A 14,402-nucleotide genomic window follows, 5' to 3' on the forward strand; every position below is an offset into this window, starting at 1 on the left:
GGCGTGTCGTGCGGGGAAAGTGCCAGGGCCGATCGCGGGGACATCCGCCCGTACCCGCTGCCGCTGGATGGCATGACAGTAGGTGGCCGCAAAGCGACGCTGAAGTGTACGTTTCATCCATCGGCCCCACGATGGATGTACGAAGGGTCCACCGTCATGTCCGCTCAGGAGCCCGCATCCACGCCACCGGCGCCGGCCGTCCCGCTCGCCGCCCTGCTCGCCCGCCGGGACCTCGGGCTGCGCCTGCTCACCGGCTCCGAGGACGCCGCCCTCCACTGGGTGCACACCTCCGAGATGGCGGACCCCTATCCGTACCTCCTCGGCGGTGAACTGCTGATGACGGCGGGCGTGCAGCTCAGCGACCCGTCGCGGTACGTGGAACGTGTGGTCGAGGCGGGTGCGGCGGCGCTCGGCTTCGGTGTGGCTCCGGTGTACGACACCGTGCCCGCGGAGCTCGTCGCGGCGTGCACACGCCACGGCCTACCGCTGGTCGAGGTGCCGCCGCAGACGCCGTTCACGGCCGTGGCCCGGGCGCTGTGGCGACTGATGGCCCAGGCCCGCCTCCAGGAGTTGCGTCGGGTGACCGAGGCGCAGCAGTCGCTGGCGACGGCGGCTGCCCGGCCGGCCCCTGTCCCCGCGGTGCTCGGCGCACTGGCCTCGCGGCTCGGCGGACGCGCGGTGCTCTTCGCCCCGGACGGTACGGAGTCGGCGGCGGCGGGCCGCCCGATCCCCGACGCGGCGAGCCGTGCACTCGCCGATCTGGCGGGGGTGGTGGGCCCACGCCCTGGCGGACCGGCGACGGCGAGCGGGGACGGCGGGGGGCTTCGGCTCGCCGCGTACGCGCTCGGCGGCGCCGACGGACTCACGCTCGCCGTCGCGTCCGAGCACCACGAGCCGGGGAACCACACCATCGCCGGGGTGGCGGTCGTCCTGCTCTCCCTGCTCACGGCCCCGCGACGGGGCGCGGATTCCGCGGTACGCGACGCGGCCCTGGTCCGCCTGCTCCTCGGCGAGACCCCGGCCGAGGCGGCGCGCTCCCTGGACCCGGGCCCCTGGACGGTGGTCCACGCCCAGGGCGGCGACGGGACCCCGTTCGCGACGGCCGCGCTGGCGGCGGCGCTGGGCACCTCCCTGGTCGAGACACCCGACGGCACGGCGGTACGCCTGCTGCTGCCCGCGAGTACGGCCGTCGAGGTCCAGCCTGGTTGGACGCTCGGAGTCAGCGCCCCCGCAGAGGCGCGGGACCTCGCCCTCGCCGACACGCACGCGGCACGCGCCCTGCGCCGTGCACTCACGACGGGCAGACCGCTGGTGCGCCACCGCGAGTCCGGCCCGCTCACCCCCGACAACGCCCGCGCACGCCTGGCGCCGCTCGCCGACTCCCCCGCGCTCGTCGAGACGCTGCGGACCTGGCTCTCCCTGCACGGCAGTTGGGACCGCACCGCCGCCGCCATGGGCATCCACCGCAACACGGTCCGTCAGCGCATCGGCCGCTGCGCGACCCTGCTGGACGCCGACCTGGACGACGTGGACGTCCGGATGGAGCTGTGGTTCGCACTGCGGCACGGGTAGGTGGTCCGACGTCCACGGTTCCGTGACAAGCCCACGACCGACGCCACAGAAAGCTGTCACCTCGCACCAATTCCCTTGCCCGGCAAGTGTGTTGGAATTCCCGCATGGTCACTCCTGCTGACGGAACCAGGGTCGCGGACCCGGACGGGCCGGCGCGCCGCCTGCGCGCCGAGATCGAGCGGTTACGGGACGAGGCGGCGCACCAGAAGGGACTCGCCCACCGCCGTGCCGAGTTCTGGACCAAGGCCCATATCGCCCTCGGCTTCCCCGCCGCCCTCCTCGCCGGCACCGCCGGAGCCGCGGGCCTCGCCACGGCGGACGCCCGCGTCCCCGCCGCCCTGCTCGCCCTCGCCTCCGCCGGCTTCGCGGCGGGCGCCGGCTTCCTCCGCAGCGACACCCGCTGCCGCGCCAACAAGCGCGCCCGCCACGCGTGGGCGGCCCTGGAAGGCCGAGCCACGGTGAAACTGGCACGCGAGAACCTGTCCCCGGAGGATCTCGCCGAACTCCTCGACCACCGCCAGGCGGCGCTCTCCGCCTACGACGCGGAGGACCCCCAACCGGGCCCGCCGCCGGCACTGCCTGGCTGAGCCCGCCTCTGCCGCCGGTTCAGGGCCACCTGCGAGAGGCTGCCGGTGCAGGCCGTCGGGCACGGTTTCCTCAGTCGGTCAGATGCTCCTCCGCGTAGACCTTGAGAGCGTCTCGGATGAACACGGCGGCGCCTGCGGCGTGAGCGGGTCCGGCCACGTTCGTCATGATCCGACGCACTCCGGGCGGTCGGAACGGCGGGCTCCGAAACGTTGACCGGTCGGGGGGAACCGCCGTACCGTTCGTCGCACAAGCGGACAAATCGCTCATTGGTCGGAGTGTGGGCCCATGCACATAACCCGCCGCAGGACCGGCACGCTCGCCGGCACCACCGTTCTGGCAGCCTGCCTGCTCTCGACGCTTTCCGCCTGCGGGGCCGAGGCCTCCGCGCCCCGACCACCGGCCGACCTCCCCAAGGTCTCCCTGCAGGTCGGGACCGCCCCGTTGGGGAAGGCCCTGGCGACCCAGGCCACGGCCCAGAGCGCAGCGGCGGAGGAGGCCGCGGCGAAGGAGCAGTGCACCACGGACCCGGCCGACCGCCAGAACTGCCGTAACCCCGGCGGCACGATCGACCCCGACGGCGGGGACATCGACGGAGACGGCGTGTTCGAGGACAACGAGCCCGTCGGCCCCGCGTACAAGGACCCCCGCGCCTACGACGGCGGCAAGACATCCGGCGAGACGCAGTGCGAGTGGCTGCGCTCGCAGGGAATCGCCTGCTGAGACCGCCCACAGCCCGCCCATCGACAACGCCTCCGTCCACGCGACGGGGGCGTCGTCACGCCCGTACGTGCTCAGCATCACTATGGACACTTTCAACAACCCCCCGGTAACTTAGCCTGAGCAAGCGCTTAGCCATGTGCCAGCGTGCCCACACAGTCACAGTCACCGAGGAGGCGTCCGTGCGCCGGACCGTATTCAACGAGGACCACGAGGCGTTCCGGGACACCATCCGCGCCTTCATCGAGGCCGAGGTCGTCCCCGTCTACGACGAGTGGTTCGCTGCAGGCCAGGCGCCGCGCGACTTCTACTACAAGCTCGGCGAGCTGGGCATCTTCGGCATCAACGTGCCCGAGGAGTTCGGCGGCGCGGGCCTGGACACGCACAAGTTCGAGGCCGTCCTCTACGAGGAGACCTCCCGTGCGGGCGTCCAGTTCGGCGGCTCCGGTGTGCACGTGCTGCTCGCCCTCCCCTACATCAAGCTGCTCGCCACCGACGAGCAGAAGAAGCGCTACCTGACGAAGTTCGTCACCGGCGAGGAGATGTGGGCGCTGGCGATGACCGAGCCGGGCACCGGCTCCGACGTCGCGGGCATGAAGACCACCGCCAAGCTCTCCGAGGACGGCACGCACTACGTCCTCAACGGCGCCAAGACCTTCATCACCGGCGGCGTGCACGCCGACCGTGTGATCGTCTGCGCCCGTACGTCCGCCCCGCGCGAGGACGACCGCCGCTTCGGCATCTCCCTGTTCGCCGTGGACACCAAGTCCGAGGGCTACTCCGTCGGCCGCAAGCTGGACAAGCTGGGCCTGCGCACCTCCGACACCGCCGAGCTGGCCTTCGTCGACGTCAAGGTCCCCGTCGAGGACCTGCTCGGCGAGGAGAACAAGGGCTTCTACTACCTCGGCCAGAACCTGCCGTCCGAGCGCTGGGGCATCGCGTTCGGCGCGTACGCCCAGGCCAAGGCCGCCGTCCGGTTCGCCCAGCAGTACGTGACCGACCGTACGGTCTTCGGCAAGCCGGTCGCCTCGTTCCAGAACACCAAGTTCGAGCTGGCCGCCTGCCAGGCCGAGGTGGACGCGGCGGAGGCCGTCGCCGACCGCGCGCTGGAAGCGCTCGACGCCGGCGAGCTGACCGCCGCGGAGGCCGCTTCCGCGAAGCTGTTCTGCACCGAGGTCGCCCACCGTGTGATCGACCGCTGCCTCCAGCTGCACGGCGGCTACGGCTACATGAACGAGTACCCGATCGCCCGCCTGTACGCCGACAACCGCGTCAACCGCATCTACGGCGGCACCAGCGAGGTCATGAAGTCCATCATCGCCAAGTCGATGGGCCTGTAGGTTCCCTGACGTGAACCAAGCGCTCGACGAACTGCTCGATCTGCTCGACCTGGAGCAGATCGAGCAGAACATCTTCCGGGGAAGCTCCCGTTCGGCCGTGGTCCCACGCGTCTTCGGCGGGCAGGTCGCCGCTCAGGCGCTGGTCGCCGCGGGCCGGACGGCCCCGGCGGACCGCACGGCGCACTCGCTGCACTCGTACTTCCTGCGCATGGGCGACCCGGGCGCCCCGATCGTCTACACGGTCGACCGCATCCGCGACGGCCGGTCGTTCACGACCCGGCGGGTGGTCGCGGTCCAGCACGGCCAGCCGATCTTCCACCTCTCGGCGTCGTTCCAGACGCCGGAGGAGGGTTTGGAGCACCAGGCGGAGATGCCTGACGCGCCGGACCCGGAATCGCTGCCGACGGCCGCCGAGATGCTGCCGCGCTACGCGGACCGCTTCGTCGACCCCGGCGTGGTGGACCGGCTCCTCGAGGCACGGGCGGCGGTCGACCTCCGTTACGTGGACGAGCCGCCGTACGCCACGGCGGGCCGGCCGCGCGAGCCGCGCTCCCAGGTCTGGTTCCGCGCGAACGGCAAGCTCGCCGACGACTCCCTGCTGCACGTCTGCCTCGCGACGTACGTCTCCGACATGACGCTGCTCGACTCGGTCCTGCTCGCCCACGGCCGGGGCGGCTGGGCGGTCGGGGACGTCGTGGGAGCGTCGCTGGACCACGCGATGTGGTTCCACCGGCCCTTCCGCGCGGACGAATGGCTCCTGTACGACCAGCAGTCACCCTCCGCCTCCGGCGGCCGGGGCCTGGGCCAGGCCCGTATCTACACCCAGGACGGGCAGCTGGCGATCTCGGTCATCCAGGAAGGCGTGGTCCGCGTCCCGCGCTGACCACGCGCGGCGCGCGCCCCGGCCGGCGGTCAGGCGGCCGGGGTGTGCGCCGCGAACACCACTTTCGACGTGTCACCGTCGAGCTCCAGACTGAGCGTCGCGTCGAGCGCGCGGGCGAGCCGGGCGAGCAGCGGCAGGGTGGGCATGGTGCCGCCGAGCTCCAGCTTGGAGACCTGGGGCTGGGTCATCTCGGCGCGCTTGGCGAGCTCGGTCTGGGAGATCCCGAGCTCGGTCCGCCGGTCGTAGACGGCCTGCCCGAGATCGAATGCCAGGCGGATCTCCTCGCGCCGCCTCGCGACCTCGGGGCTCTCGCTGATGCCCTTGGCGATCTCCTTGTCGCGGGCAAGTTTCCATCGTGCGCGGCTTGTCATCGAGACCGTCCCTCCGTGATGACGCGGGTGAATTCCTCGTGCGCCGGTTCGTGTTCGGCCTGACATACAGCCTGAGCACGCCGGGCGCGGGCAACTTCGGCATCCTCCCGCTGCCGGTTCTTGCGGAACACGGTCAGCAGGACGATCCGACGCCCTGGCGCAAGCCAGTAAGGCAGCCGTACGGCGTCACGATTGTGCCCAAGGTCGAAGCGCAACTCGCGCACGCGGCCGCCCAGATGCCGGGAGTACGGCTCACCGAGCGTCGTCGCGTTGCAGGCGAGGCGCACGACGATGAGGTAGTCGCGGTCCGGGAGGTTGGCGAGCCACCGCCTGACCTCGGGTTCGATCTCGACGGCGGAAGTCCACCAACCGGGTGAAACCGGCCCCTCAGTTGACTACGTCTCTCCGCGCACCGGAAACTCCGCCCCCTGGCCGGGCGTCGTCGGCACCGGCAGTGTCGCGGCCAGGGCGAAGCCGCCGGCGGGTGTCGGGCCGGCCGTGAGGGTGCCGCCGAGGGCCGCTGTGCGGGTGCGGAGGCCGGAGAGGCCGTGGCCGCCGGGGTCGGGGGGCGGGCAGGGTCCCGGCGGCGGAGCGTTGTGGACGGCGACGAGCAGGGTGTGCCCACTGCGGCGCACCGTCACGCGGGCGGCGGCGCCCGGGGCGTGGCGGCGGATGTTGGTCAGGCCCTCCTGGACGATGCGGTAGGCGGCGTGCTCGACCGCCGGAGGACAGTCGCCGGCGTCCAGGTGCACCGCCTCGACGAGGTCGCGCGCCGCATCGAGGAGCTCCGGGAGCTGCGCGAGGCCCGGGCCGTCGTGGCGGATGGCCCGGCGCAGGTCGGCCGCGGCGCGGCGGCTGAGCTCGCCCAGGGCGGCGGCCTCCTCCCGGTACGGGGCCGAGTCGGCGGCCGCGGCGAGCCCGCTGCACCGCAGGCTGATCAGGCTCAGGTGGTGGGCGGCCGTGTCGTGGACGTCCCGGGCCAGCCGTTCGCGTTCCCGTAGCGCGGCCTGTTCGGCGGCGTACCGGCGCTCGCGTTCGCGGGAGAGCGCCAGTTCGGCGAGGCGGGCGGCGAGTTCGGCGCGGGCCCGGCCGAGCAGGCCGAGGGCGGCGGGGGCGACGGCGAGCAGCCCGGCGAGCAGGACGCCGAGGGTGGTCTCCGGCAGCGACCAGGCGTATCCGTCCAGGTCCCGCCAGGGCACGAACGCCACGACGGCGACGGCGGCCGAGGCGGCGGCCACTTCGGCGCGACGGCGCGGGGACGCGGCGAGGGCGTGCAGCGCGCACATGGCGGGCAGCCACAGCACGCCGGTGGCCAGTGTCGGCAGCGTGAGGGCGAAGACGGTACGGGGGAAGCGCCCGCGCAGGACGAGCAGGCCGGCCGCGGCGAGCGCGCCGACGGCCATCCAGTCCTCCAGCCAGACCCGGGTGGCCAGCGCCTCCGCGACGGCGGCGGCGACGACGAGGGCTTGACCGGCCCAGTACCGGGCGCTCATCCCGTTCCCTGTCCGCCCGTGGCGCGGTGGACGACCGCGGCCAGGCCGACCCGGCTGGTGACGGAGAGCTTCCGCTTCAGCGCGCCGATGTGTGTCTTGACCGTGGTCACCCCCATACCGAGGTGGGTGGCGATGTCGGTGTTGGACAGTCCCGCCGCGATCAGGGTGAGGACCTCGTGCTCACGCCGGGTGAGGCCCGCGAGGTCGTCGGACGCCCGGGGCGGCGCGGGGGCGGGGGCACCGGCCGTGTACCGGGCCAGTACGGCGGCGCTGCCCGGCGGTGTGCAGATCACCCCGCCGGCGGCGAGGAGGCGAACCGCGTCGACGAACAGGCGCGGTTCCGTGGTCTTGAGCAGGAACCCGGACGCGCCCTCCCGCAGGGCGCGCTCGACGTGGTCGGCGCGGTCGAGGGCGGTGAGCATGGCCACCACGGGCGGGGCGGGCAGTGCCCGCACGGCGTGCAGCACGTCGAGGCCGGAGGCTCCCGGCATGTCGATGTCCAGCAGGACCACGTCGGGGGCGAGCCGCCGGGCCGTTTCGAGGGCGTCGGGGCCGTCGCAGGTGGCGGCGACGGTGATGTCGTCGGCCGAGTCGAGGAGCCGTTGCAGCGCGGCGCGTACCAGTTCCTCGTCGTCGACGACGAGCACACGCACCGGCGGCCTCAAGTCGTAGTGCAAAGGTCGTCCTGTGGTCTGAGCGATGGCGTGCCTGCGGCTGCGAGCCTGGATGCAGATCCTAGGACGCCACAAGCGCCCGTCCGGATCCCCGGGGGCTGGACCAACCCCCGGGACCACGCTGCCCGGGCCGCCGGACCGTTGCCGGGAGGGATCCGTGAGTGCGGTGCCGCAGGCCGAGGAGGAACCGTCGTACGCCGATGAGCCGGCGAACGACGCGGCCGGCACCGCGGCCTGGGCGAAGGCGTCGCCCGGCGTCCGGGCGGTGTGGACCGCCGGCGGCGCGGTACTGATCGTCGGCTCGGTGGTGCTGTTCCTGATCCTGCGTGAGCGGCTGATCGACCTCGGGACCGGATGGCGGTACGTCCTGGCGCTGGGCCTGCGGGGCTCGCTCTCCCTGCTGCTGCTCGGCGGGACGTACTGCGTGGTGCGGGGCCTCTGGCGCCGCTGACCCCGGCGGGGGGCCGCGGTGGGGGCCGCGGCGAGTTCCGGGACGTGATGCCGGCGGTGGCCGCAGGGGGCCACCGCCGGTTTCACAGCTCGTGGGTGAGGCCCGCCGCGTCGAGCAGGTACGCCGTCATGGGGTCGTAGAAACGCGGGTCGGTGACGTGGTCGTCGAGGGGGACGGTCACCTGGAGCGTGCCCTCCGCCTCGCCGATGAACAGCGCCGGGTCGTTGCAGTCCGCGTATCCGATGGAGTCCAGCCCGCGCTGTCCCGCACAGCCCGCCCAGCCGTGATCGGCCACCACGAGATCGGGCAGCGGCCTGCCCTCGTGCGCCATGGCGTCCAGGATCGCGGCCATCGGGGCCGGTGAGTGGGTGTGCCACAGGGTCGCGCCGCGCTCGAGCATGGCGACGTCGGCGAACTGGAAGACCATGCCTTCGTCCGCGATCAGCCCGCCCGGGATCCGCACGATCTCGCAGCCGGCCGCCCGCAGCGCGGCAGCCGTGGCCCGGTGCACGTCCAGCAGCCCGCCGGGGTGACCGGTCGCGAACAGGACCCGCTCCTTCGCGTCGGCCGCCTTGCGCAGTCGCGCGGCCATGCGTTCGAGCGCGTCGACGGTCAGCTCGGGGTCGATGGTGTCCTGTCCCTGCCGGTGTCCGGGATCGTCGCTGACTCCGCAGCGCTCCGCCATGACGGCGAGCACGTCCTGCTCGTCGCTCCAGCGGTCCCCGAGTTCGAGGCCGAGCCAGTAGTGCCGGTCACCGTTGGCGAGCTTGCGGTAGTGGGAGAGGTTGTTGTCGCGCGGAGTGGCGACGTCTCCGGCGATACGTGTGCGGACGAGGTGGTCGACGAGAGCGGCACGGCTGGGTATCGGCATGGACCCATTGTGCCGTGGGGTGAGCGGAGCGTGTCGACCGTATTGCCCGCTGGGACGTGCCCACAGCCCCGCGCCGTGAGCCGGTGCGTGGGTGCTCCTTCGCGGCCTGCGGACCCGCCCCCTCGCCGTCGCAGCTCCGGCCCCGGCGGACCGCCCTGCGCCGTCCGCCGCGGGTCCGCCGCGCGCCGGTGCGTCCGTCAGCCCGCGAGCGACGCCAGCGCCCCGTGTGCCAGACGGCGCAGCAGGCCCTCCGTCGCCGCGCGGCCCAGGGGGCCGCCGCCGTTCGCCCCGAGGTGCGGGGTGGAGTTCAGCAGACCGAAGACCGCGTGCACGGCCGCCCGCGCCTCGGACTCCGCGACTTCGGGGTGGAGCTCTCGGACCACGGTCACCCACAGCTCCACGTACTGGCGCTGGAGCTGGCGCACCCGCTTGCGGTCACTGTCCCGGAGGCGATCCAGCTCCCGGTCGTGCAGGGTGATCAGGGGGCGGTCGTCGAGGGCGAAGTCGATGTGACCGTCGATGAGGGACGCGAGCACCGACTCCGGCCCGGTGCCCGCCTCCTCGACCCGCAGCCGCCCCCCGTCCAGGAGGCGCTCACTGATGCCGACCAGCAGCTCCGCCAGCATGGCGTCCTTGCCTGCGAAGTGGCGGTACAGACCGGGGCCACTGATGCCGACCGCGGCTCCTATCTCGTCGACGCCCACGCCGTGGAAGCCGCGCTCTGCGAAGAGGCGGGCGGCCTCCTTGAGGATCTGCTCGCGGCGGGTCGGGGCCGCGGTCCTGGTGCTCATGAACATTCATTCTAGACAGGGCGGTTAGCGGTCGTTAACCTTGACGCAACACGTTAACGCTCATTAACCGAGCAAGGGAGCTCGATCAATGCAGCAGGCACCAGTGCTGGCGAGCGCCGCGGACCCGGCCTCCGAGGCCTGGCAGGCCAATGAGGCGGCACATCAGGAGCTCGCCGACGGTCTGCGGTCCCGTCTCGCGGCGGCCCGCCTCGGCGGCGGCGAGAAGGCGCGCGCCCGCCACACGGCGCGCGGCAAGCTGCTGCCCCGGGAGCGGGTCGACACCCTGCTCGACCCGGGGTCGCCGTTCCTCGAGCTGGCCCCCCTCGCGGCCGAGGGGATGTACGGAGGGCAGGCCCCGGCCGCCGGCGTGATCGCCGGGATCGGCAGGGTCAGCGGCCGTGAGGTCGTTGTCGTCGCCAACGACGCCACGGTCAAGGGCGGGACGTACTACCCGATGACGGTGAAGAAGCACCTGCGGGCCCAGGAGGTGGCGCTGGAGAACCGCCTCCCCTGTGTCTATCTGGTGGACTCCGGCGGCGCTTTCCTGCCGATGCAGGACGAGGTGTTCCCCGACCGCGACCACTTCGGGCGGATCTTCTACAACCAGGCCCGGATGTCCGGCGCCGGGATCCCGCAGATCGCGGCGGTGCTCGGCTCGTGCACGGCGGGCGGCGCGTACGTCCCGGCGATGAGCGACGAGGCCGTGATCGTCCGCAACCAGGGCACCATCTTCCTGGGCGGTCCGCCGCTGGTGAAGGCCGCGACCGGCGAGGTCGTCACGGCGGAGGAGCTCGGCGGCGGTGAGGTCCACTCCCGCGTCTCCGGTGTCACCGACCACCTCGCCGAGGACGACGCGCACGCCCTGCGGATCGTCAGGAACATCGTGGCGACACTCCCCCCGCGCGGACCGCTGCCCTGGCAGGTCGAGCCAACTGAGGAGCCGAAGGTCGACCCTGGGGGGCTGTACGGGGCGGTGCCGGTCGACTCCCGCACGCCCTACGACGCCCGCGAGATCATCGCCCGCGTCGTGGACGCGTCCCGCTTCCAGGAGTTCAAGGCCGAGTTCGGCCAGACGCTGGTCACCGGTTTCGCCCGGATCCACGGCCATCCGGTCGGCATCGTCGCCAACAACGGCATCCTGTTCGCCGAGTCCGCCCAGAAGGGCGCGCACTTCATCGAGCTCTGCGACCAGCGCGGCATCCCGCTCCTCTTCCTGCAGAACATCTCCGGCTTCATGGTCGGCAAGGACTACGAGGCGGGCGGCATCGCCAAGCACGGCGCCAAGATGGTCACCGCGGTGGCCTGCACCAGGGTGCCGAAGCTGACCGTGGTCGTCGGCGGTTCGTACGGCGCGGGCAACTACTCGATGTGCGGCCGGGCGTACAGCCCCCGTTTCCTGTGGATGTGGCCCAACGCCAAGATCTCGGTGATGGGCGGCGAACAGGCCGCGTCCGTGCTGGCCACCGTCAAGCGGGACCAGCTCGAGGGCCGCGGCGAGCAGTGGTCCGCCGAGGAGGAAGAGACCTTCAAGGACCCGATCCGCGCCCAGTACGAACAGCAGGGCAACGCGTACTACGCGACGGCCCGCCTGTGGGACGACGGCGTGATCGACCCGATGGAGACCCGGCAGGTGCTGGGGCTCGCTCTGACCGCCTGTGCCAACGCCCCGTTGGGAGACGCCGGCTTCGGCGTCTTCCGGATGTGAGGGACCTTCCACGATGACGATGTTCGACACCGTTCTGGTGGCCAACAGGGGCGAGATCGCCGTACGGGTCATCCGCACCCTGCGGTCCCTCGGCGTACGCTCCGTGGCCGTCTTCAGCGACGCCGACGCCGGGGCACGCCATGTGCGCGAGGCGGACACGGCCGTTCGCATCGGCCCGGCGCCGGCCGCCGAGAGCTATCTCTCCATCGAGAGGCTGCTCGACGCCGCGACCCGTACCGGCGCGCAGGCCGTGCACCCGGGCTACGGCTTCCTCGCGGAGAACGCGGGCTTCGCCCAGGCCTGCGCGGAGGCGGGGCTGGTCTTCATCGGACCGCCGCCGTCCGCGATCTCCCTCATGGGGGACAAGATCCGCGCCAAGGAGACGGTGCGGGCGGCCGGTGTCCCGGTCGTGCCCGGATCGTCCGGCAGCGGACTGAGCGACGAGGAACTGGCCGCCGCCGCACGCGAGATCGGCATGCCGGTGCTGCTCAAGCCCTCGGCGGGCGGCGGCGGCAAGGGCATGCGCCTCACCCGCGTGGAGTCCGCCCTTATGGACGAGATCGCGGCGGCCCGGCGTGAGGCACGCGCCTCCTTCGGCGACGACACGCTGCTCGTCGAGCGCTGGATCGACCGCCCTCGGCACATCGAGATCCAGGTGCTGGCCGACGGCCACGGCAATGTGGTCCACCTCGGCGAGCGCGAGTGCTCGCTCCAGCGCCGCCACCAGAAGATCATCGAGGAGGCGCCGTCCGTCCTGCTGGACGAGGCGACGCGCGCCGCGATGGGCGAGGCCGCCGTGCAGGCCGCCCGCTCCTGCGGCTACCGCGGCGCGGGCACGGTGGAGTTCATCGTGCCGGGCACGGACCCCTCCCAGTACTACTTCATGGAGATGAACACCCGCCTCCAGGTCGAGCACCCGGTCACCGAGCTGATCACGGGACTGGACCTGGTGGAGTGGCAGCTGCGGGTCGCGGCCGGCGAGCGGCTGACGTTCACGCAGGACGACATCACCCTCACGGGCCACGCGATCGAGGCCCGGATCTGCGCCGAGGACCCCTCCCGCGGGTTCCTTCCCTCCGGCGGCACGGTCCTGAGGCTCCAGGAGCCGCAGGGCGACGGAGTGCGCACCGACTCCGGCCTCAGCGAGGGCTCGGAGGTCGGCAGCCTGTACGACCCGATGCTCTCGAAGGTCATCGCCTACGGCCCCGACCGCCCCGCCGCACTGCGCAAGCTGCGCGCGGCCCTGGCCGACACGGTGACGCTCGGCGTCCCGACGAACGCCGGCTTCCTGCGCCGGCTGCTGGCCCACCCGGCTGTCGTCTCCGGCGAGATGGACACCGGCCTGGTGGAGCGCGAGGCGGAGGGCCTGGTCCCGGCCGGCGTGCCGGACGAGGTGTACGAGGCCGCGGCGGCGGTCCGCGCCGCCGCGCTGGCACCGCGCCCGGACGGCGCCGGCTGGACCGACCCGTTCTCCGTGCCGACCGGCTGGCGGATGGGCGGCGAACCGGCCTCCCTGGCCTTCCCGTTGCGCGTGCCGGGCTCGGACCCGGTCGACCACGCCGTCCGCCGGCAGGCGACACCCCGGGTGGAGGCGCACACGGTCTCCGTGGAGATGCACGGCGTCACGCACACCTTCCACCGGGCGGGCGACTGGCTCGGCCGGGACGGCGACTCCTGGCACGTCATGGACCACGACCCCGTCGAGGCGTCCCTGAGCGGCGCCGCCCGTTCCGGGGTGGACACCCTCGCGGCGCCGATGCCGGGCACGGTCACCGTGGTCAAGGTCGCCGTGGGTGACGTGGTGGCCGCCGGGCAGAGCCTGCTCGTGGTGGAGGCGATGAAGATGGAGCACGTGATCTCGGCCCCGCACGCGGGGACCGTCACGGAGCTCGACGTCATCGCGGGCTCGACCGTCGCCATGGACCAGGTGCTCGCCGTGGTCACCCCTGAAGAGACCGGTGAGACCGGCACGACCGGAACGACCGACGGGGAGGTCACCGCATGACCGGCACCGAAGGACTGCCGATGGCCGTCCGCGGCCAGGGACTTCCCGACCGTGTGCGCATCCATGAGGTCGGTCCCCGCGACGGCCTGCAGAACGAGAAGTCGGTGGTGCCCACGGAGGTCAAGGCGGAGTTCATCCGCCGCCTCGCCGGATCGGGGCTGACCACCATCGAGGCGACGAGCTTCGTCCACCCCAGGTGGGTGCCCCAACTGGCCGACGCGGAGAAACTGTTCCCGCTGGTGAGCTCCCTCGCCGGCGTGCGGCTGCCGGTCCTGGTCCCCAACGACCGCGGCCTGGACCGGGCGCTCGGCCTCGGCGCCCGCGAGGTGGCCGTGTTCGCCAGCGCCACGGAGTCGTTCGCCAAGGCCAATCTCAACCGCACGGTCGACGAGGCACTCGCCATGTTCGAGCCGGTCGTGACCAGGGCCGTGGAGCACGGTCTGCGGGTGCGCGGCTATCTGAGCATGTGCTTCGGCGACCCGTGGGAGGGCCCCGTGCCCCTCGCCCAGGTCGTCCGCGTCTGCCGCAGGCTGGCCGACATGGGCTGCGACGAGCTGAGCCTCGGCGACACGATCGGTGTCGCCACACCCGGCCATGTCGCCGCCCTGCTCACCGAGCTGGCCGGCGCCGGGGTCCCGGCCGACCGGCTCGCCGTGCACTTCCACGACACGTACGGCCAGGCTCTCGCCAACACCTTCGCCGCGCTCCAGCACGGCGTCAGCGTCGTCGACTCGTCCGCGGGCGGCCTCGGCGGCTGCCCGTACGCGAAGAGCGCGACCGGAAACCTCGCCACCGAGGACCTCGTGTGGATGCTTCACGGCCTCGGCATCGAAACCGGGGTCGATCTCGGCCGGCTCACCGCCACGAGCGTGTGGATGGCCGAACAGCTGGGCCGCCCCAGCCCTTCCCGTACCGTCCGCGCCCTCTCCCACAAGGAGTGA

Annotated in this window: 15 protein-coding genes; 9 read left to right on the forward strand and 6 right to left on the reverse strand. The window is 72.7% G+C overall.

Going from position 1 to position 14,402, the window contains the following annotated elements; genetic code table 11:
• Window positions 1-156: 156 nt before the first annotated feature.
• The 5 genes from ACTMTU_RS10085 to tesB all read left to right on the forward strand — a co-directional run bounded on the left by ACTMTU_RS10085 (window position 157) and on the right by tesB (window position 5,100).
• Window positions 157-1,572: a PucR family transcriptional regulator ligand-binding domain-containing protein gene (locus ACTMTU_RS10085; protein WP_441263124.1), complete on the forward strand. Its 1,416-nt coding sequence runs from the start codon at window positions 157-159 to the stop codon at window positions 1,570-1,572.
• A gap of 104 nt (window positions 1,573-1,676) precedes the next feature.
• Window positions 1,677-2,159, forward strand: coding sequence for a hypothetical protein (locus ACTMTU_RS10090; protein WP_441263125.1), 483 nt, complete (start codon window positions 1,677-1,679; stop codon window positions 2,157-2,159).
• Window positions 2,160-2,445: 286 nt separating this feature from the next.
• Window positions 2,446-2,880 carry a hypothetical protein gene (locus ACTMTU_RS10095; protein WP_441263126.1) on the forward strand — a complete coding sequence of 145 codons (435 nt, stop codon included), beginning with the start codon at window positions 2,446-2,448 and terminating at the stop codon, window positions 2,878-2,880.
• 179 nt (window positions 2,881-3,059) lie between these two features.
• Window positions 3,060-4,217, forward strand: a complete 1,158-nt coding sequence (locus tag ACTMTU_RS10100) for an acyl-CoA dehydrogenase family protein (protein ID WP_441263127.1) — start codon at window positions 3,060-3,062, stop codon at window positions 4,215-4,217.
• A gap of 10 nt (window positions 4,218-4,227) precedes the next feature.
• Window positions 4,228-5,100, forward strand: coding sequence for an acyl-CoA thioesterase II (gene tesB, locus ACTMTU_RS10105; protein WP_307706536.1), 873 nt, complete (start codon window positions 4,228-4,230; stop codon window positions 5,098-5,100).
• Between the two features lie 29 nt (window positions 5,101-5,129).
• On the opposite strand, the gene ACTMTU_RS10110 is transcribed toward tesB, so the two are convergent.
• The 4 genes from ACTMTU_RS10110 to ACTMTU_RS10125 are packed head-to-tail and all read right to left on the reverse strand — an operon-like array spanning window position 5,130 to window position 7,641.
• On the reverse strand, window positions 5,130-5,471 hold the full coding sequence (locus ACTMTU_RS10110; RefSeq protein WP_441263128.1) for a helix-turn-helix domain-containing protein: 342 nt from the start codon (window positions 5,469-5,471) through the stop codon (window positions 5,130-5,132).
• Window positions 5,468-5,818 carry a type II toxin-antitoxin system RelE/ParE family toxin gene (locus ACTMTU_RS10115; protein ID WP_441263182.1) on the reverse strand — a complete coding sequence of 117 codons (351 nt, stop codon included), beginning with the start codon at window positions 5,816-5,818 and terminating at the stop codon, window positions 5,468-5,470. Before ACTMTU_RS10115 ends, ACTMTU_RS10110 begins: the two co-directional genes overlap by 4 nt.
• Before the next feature lie 48 nt (window positions 5,819-5,866).
• On the reverse strand, window positions 5,867-6,964 hold the full coding sequence (locus tag ACTMTU_RS10120) for a sensor histidine kinase (RefSeq protein ID WP_441263129.1): 1,098 nt from the start codon (window positions 6,962-6,964) through the stop codon (window positions 5,867-5,869).
• Window positions 6,961-7,641 (reverse strand): response regulator, encoded by a 681-nt coding sequence (locus ACTMTU_RS10125; protein ID WP_441263130.1) that lies wholly within the window; start codon window positions 7,639-7,641, stop codon window positions 6,961-6,963. The genes ACTMTU_RS10120 and ACTMTU_RS10125 overlap by 4 nt, the downstream gene beginning before the upstream one ends.
• A 154-nt stretch (window positions 7,642-7,795) precedes the next feature.
• Here ACTMTU_RS10125 and ACTMTU_RS10130 point away from each other — a divergent pair, with 154 nt between their 5' ends.
• Entirely contained in the window at window positions 7,796-8,089 is a 294-nt protein-coding gene (locus ACTMTU_RS10130; RefSeq protein WP_441263131.1) for a hypothetical protein, read from the forward strand.
• Window positions 8,090-8,171: 82 nt separating this feature from the next.
• Here the strand turns inward: ACTMTU_RS10130 and ACTMTU_RS10135 are convergent, their stop codons facing one another.
• Window positions 8,172-8,960 carry a phosphatase gene (locus ACTMTU_RS10135; protein WP_441263132.1) on the reverse strand — a complete coding sequence of 263 codons (789 nt, stop codon included), beginning with the start codon at window positions 8,958-8,960 and terminating at the stop codon, window positions 8,172-8,174.
• A gap of 197 nt (window positions 8,961-9,157) precedes the next feature.
• Entirely contained in the window at window positions 9,158-9,751 is a 594-nt protein-coding gene (locus ACTMTU_RS10140; protein ID WP_441263133.1) for an SACE_7040 family transcriptional regulator, read from the reverse strand.
• Window positions 9,752-9,839: 88 nt separating this feature from the next.
• Here ACTMTU_RS10140 and ACTMTU_RS10145 point away from each other — a divergent pair, with 88 nt between their 5' ends.
• Genes ACTMTU_RS10145 through ACTMTU_RS10155 form a run of 3 tightly spaced genes read left to right on the forward strand, consistent with a single transcriptional unit; the run spans window position 9,840 to window position 14,402 of the window.
• On the forward strand, window positions 9,840-11,456 hold the full coding sequence (locus ACTMTU_RS10145; RefSeq protein ID WP_441263134.1) for a carboxyl transferase domain-containing protein: 1,617 nt from the start codon (window positions 9,840-9,842) through the stop codon (window positions 11,454-11,456).
• A 19-nt stretch (window positions 11,457-11,475) separates the two neighbouring features.
• Window positions 11,476-13,461, forward strand: a complete 1,986-nt coding sequence (locus tag ACTMTU_RS10150; protein WP_441263183.1) for an acetyl/propionyl/methylcrotonyl-CoA carboxylase subunit alpha — start codon at window positions 11,476-11,478, stop codon at window positions 13,459-13,461.
• Window positions 13,458-14,402 carry a hydroxymethylglutaryl-CoA lyase gene (locus tag ACTMTU_RS10155; RefSeq protein ID WP_441263135.1) on the forward strand — a complete coding sequence of 315 codons (945 nt, stop codon included), beginning with the start codon at window positions 13,458-13,460 and terminating at the stop codon, window positions 14,400-14,402. Before ACTMTU_RS10150 ends, ACTMTU_RS10155 begins: the two co-directional genes overlap by 4 nt.

It is taken from the genome of Streptomyces sp. OZ13 (assembly GCF_052068155.1).
Classification (GTDB): domain Bacteria; phylum Actinomycetota; class Actinomycetes; order Streptomycetales; family Streptomycetaceae; genus Streptomyces.

Excerpts from the sequence above, each read along its gene's own strand:
- ACTMTU_RS10145 (WP_441263134.1), top strand. The coding sequence starts at position 9,840 with ATGCAGCAGGCACCAGTGCTGGCGAGCGCCGCGGACCCGGCCTCCGAG.
- ACTMTU_RS10135 (WP_441263132.1), bottom strand. The coding sequence starts at position 8,960 with ATGCCGATACCCAGCCGTGCCGCTCTCGTCGACCACCTCGTCCGCACA.
- ACTMTU_RS10150 (WP_441263183.1), top strand. The coding sequence starts at position 11,476 with ATGTTCGACACCGTTCTGGTGGCCAACAGGGGCGAGATCGCCGTACGG.
- ACTMTU_RS10110 (WP_441263128.1), bottom strand. The coding sequence starts at position 5,471 with ATGACAAGCCGCGCACGATGGAAACTTGCCCGCGACAAGGAGATCGCC.
- ACTMTU_RS10090 (WP_441263125.1), top strand. The coding sequence starts at position 1,677 with ATGGTCACTCCTGCTGACGGAACCAGGGTCGCGGACCCGGACGGGCCG.
- ACTMTU_RS10095 (WP_441263126.1), top strand. The coding sequence starts at position 2,446 with ATGCACATAACCCGCCGCAGGACCGGCACGCTCGCCGGCACCACCGTT.
- ACTMTU_RS10085 (WP_441263124.1), top strand. The coding sequence starts at position 157 with ATGTCCGCTCAGGAGCCCGCATCCACGCCACCGGCGCCGGCCGTCCCG.
- ACTMTU_RS10140 (WP_441263133.1), bottom strand. The coding sequence starts at position 9,751 with ATGAGCACCAGGACCGCGGCCCCGACCCGCCGCGAGCAGATCCTCAAG.
- ACTMTU_RS10155 (WP_441263135.1), top strand. The coding sequence starts at position 13,458 with ATGACCGGCACCGAAGGACTGCCGATGGCCGTCCGCGGCCAGGGACTT.
- ACTMTU_RS10120 (WP_441263129.1), bottom strand. The coding sequence starts at position 6,964 with ATGAGCGCCCGGTACTGGGCCGGTCAAGCCCTCGTCGTCGCCGCCGCC.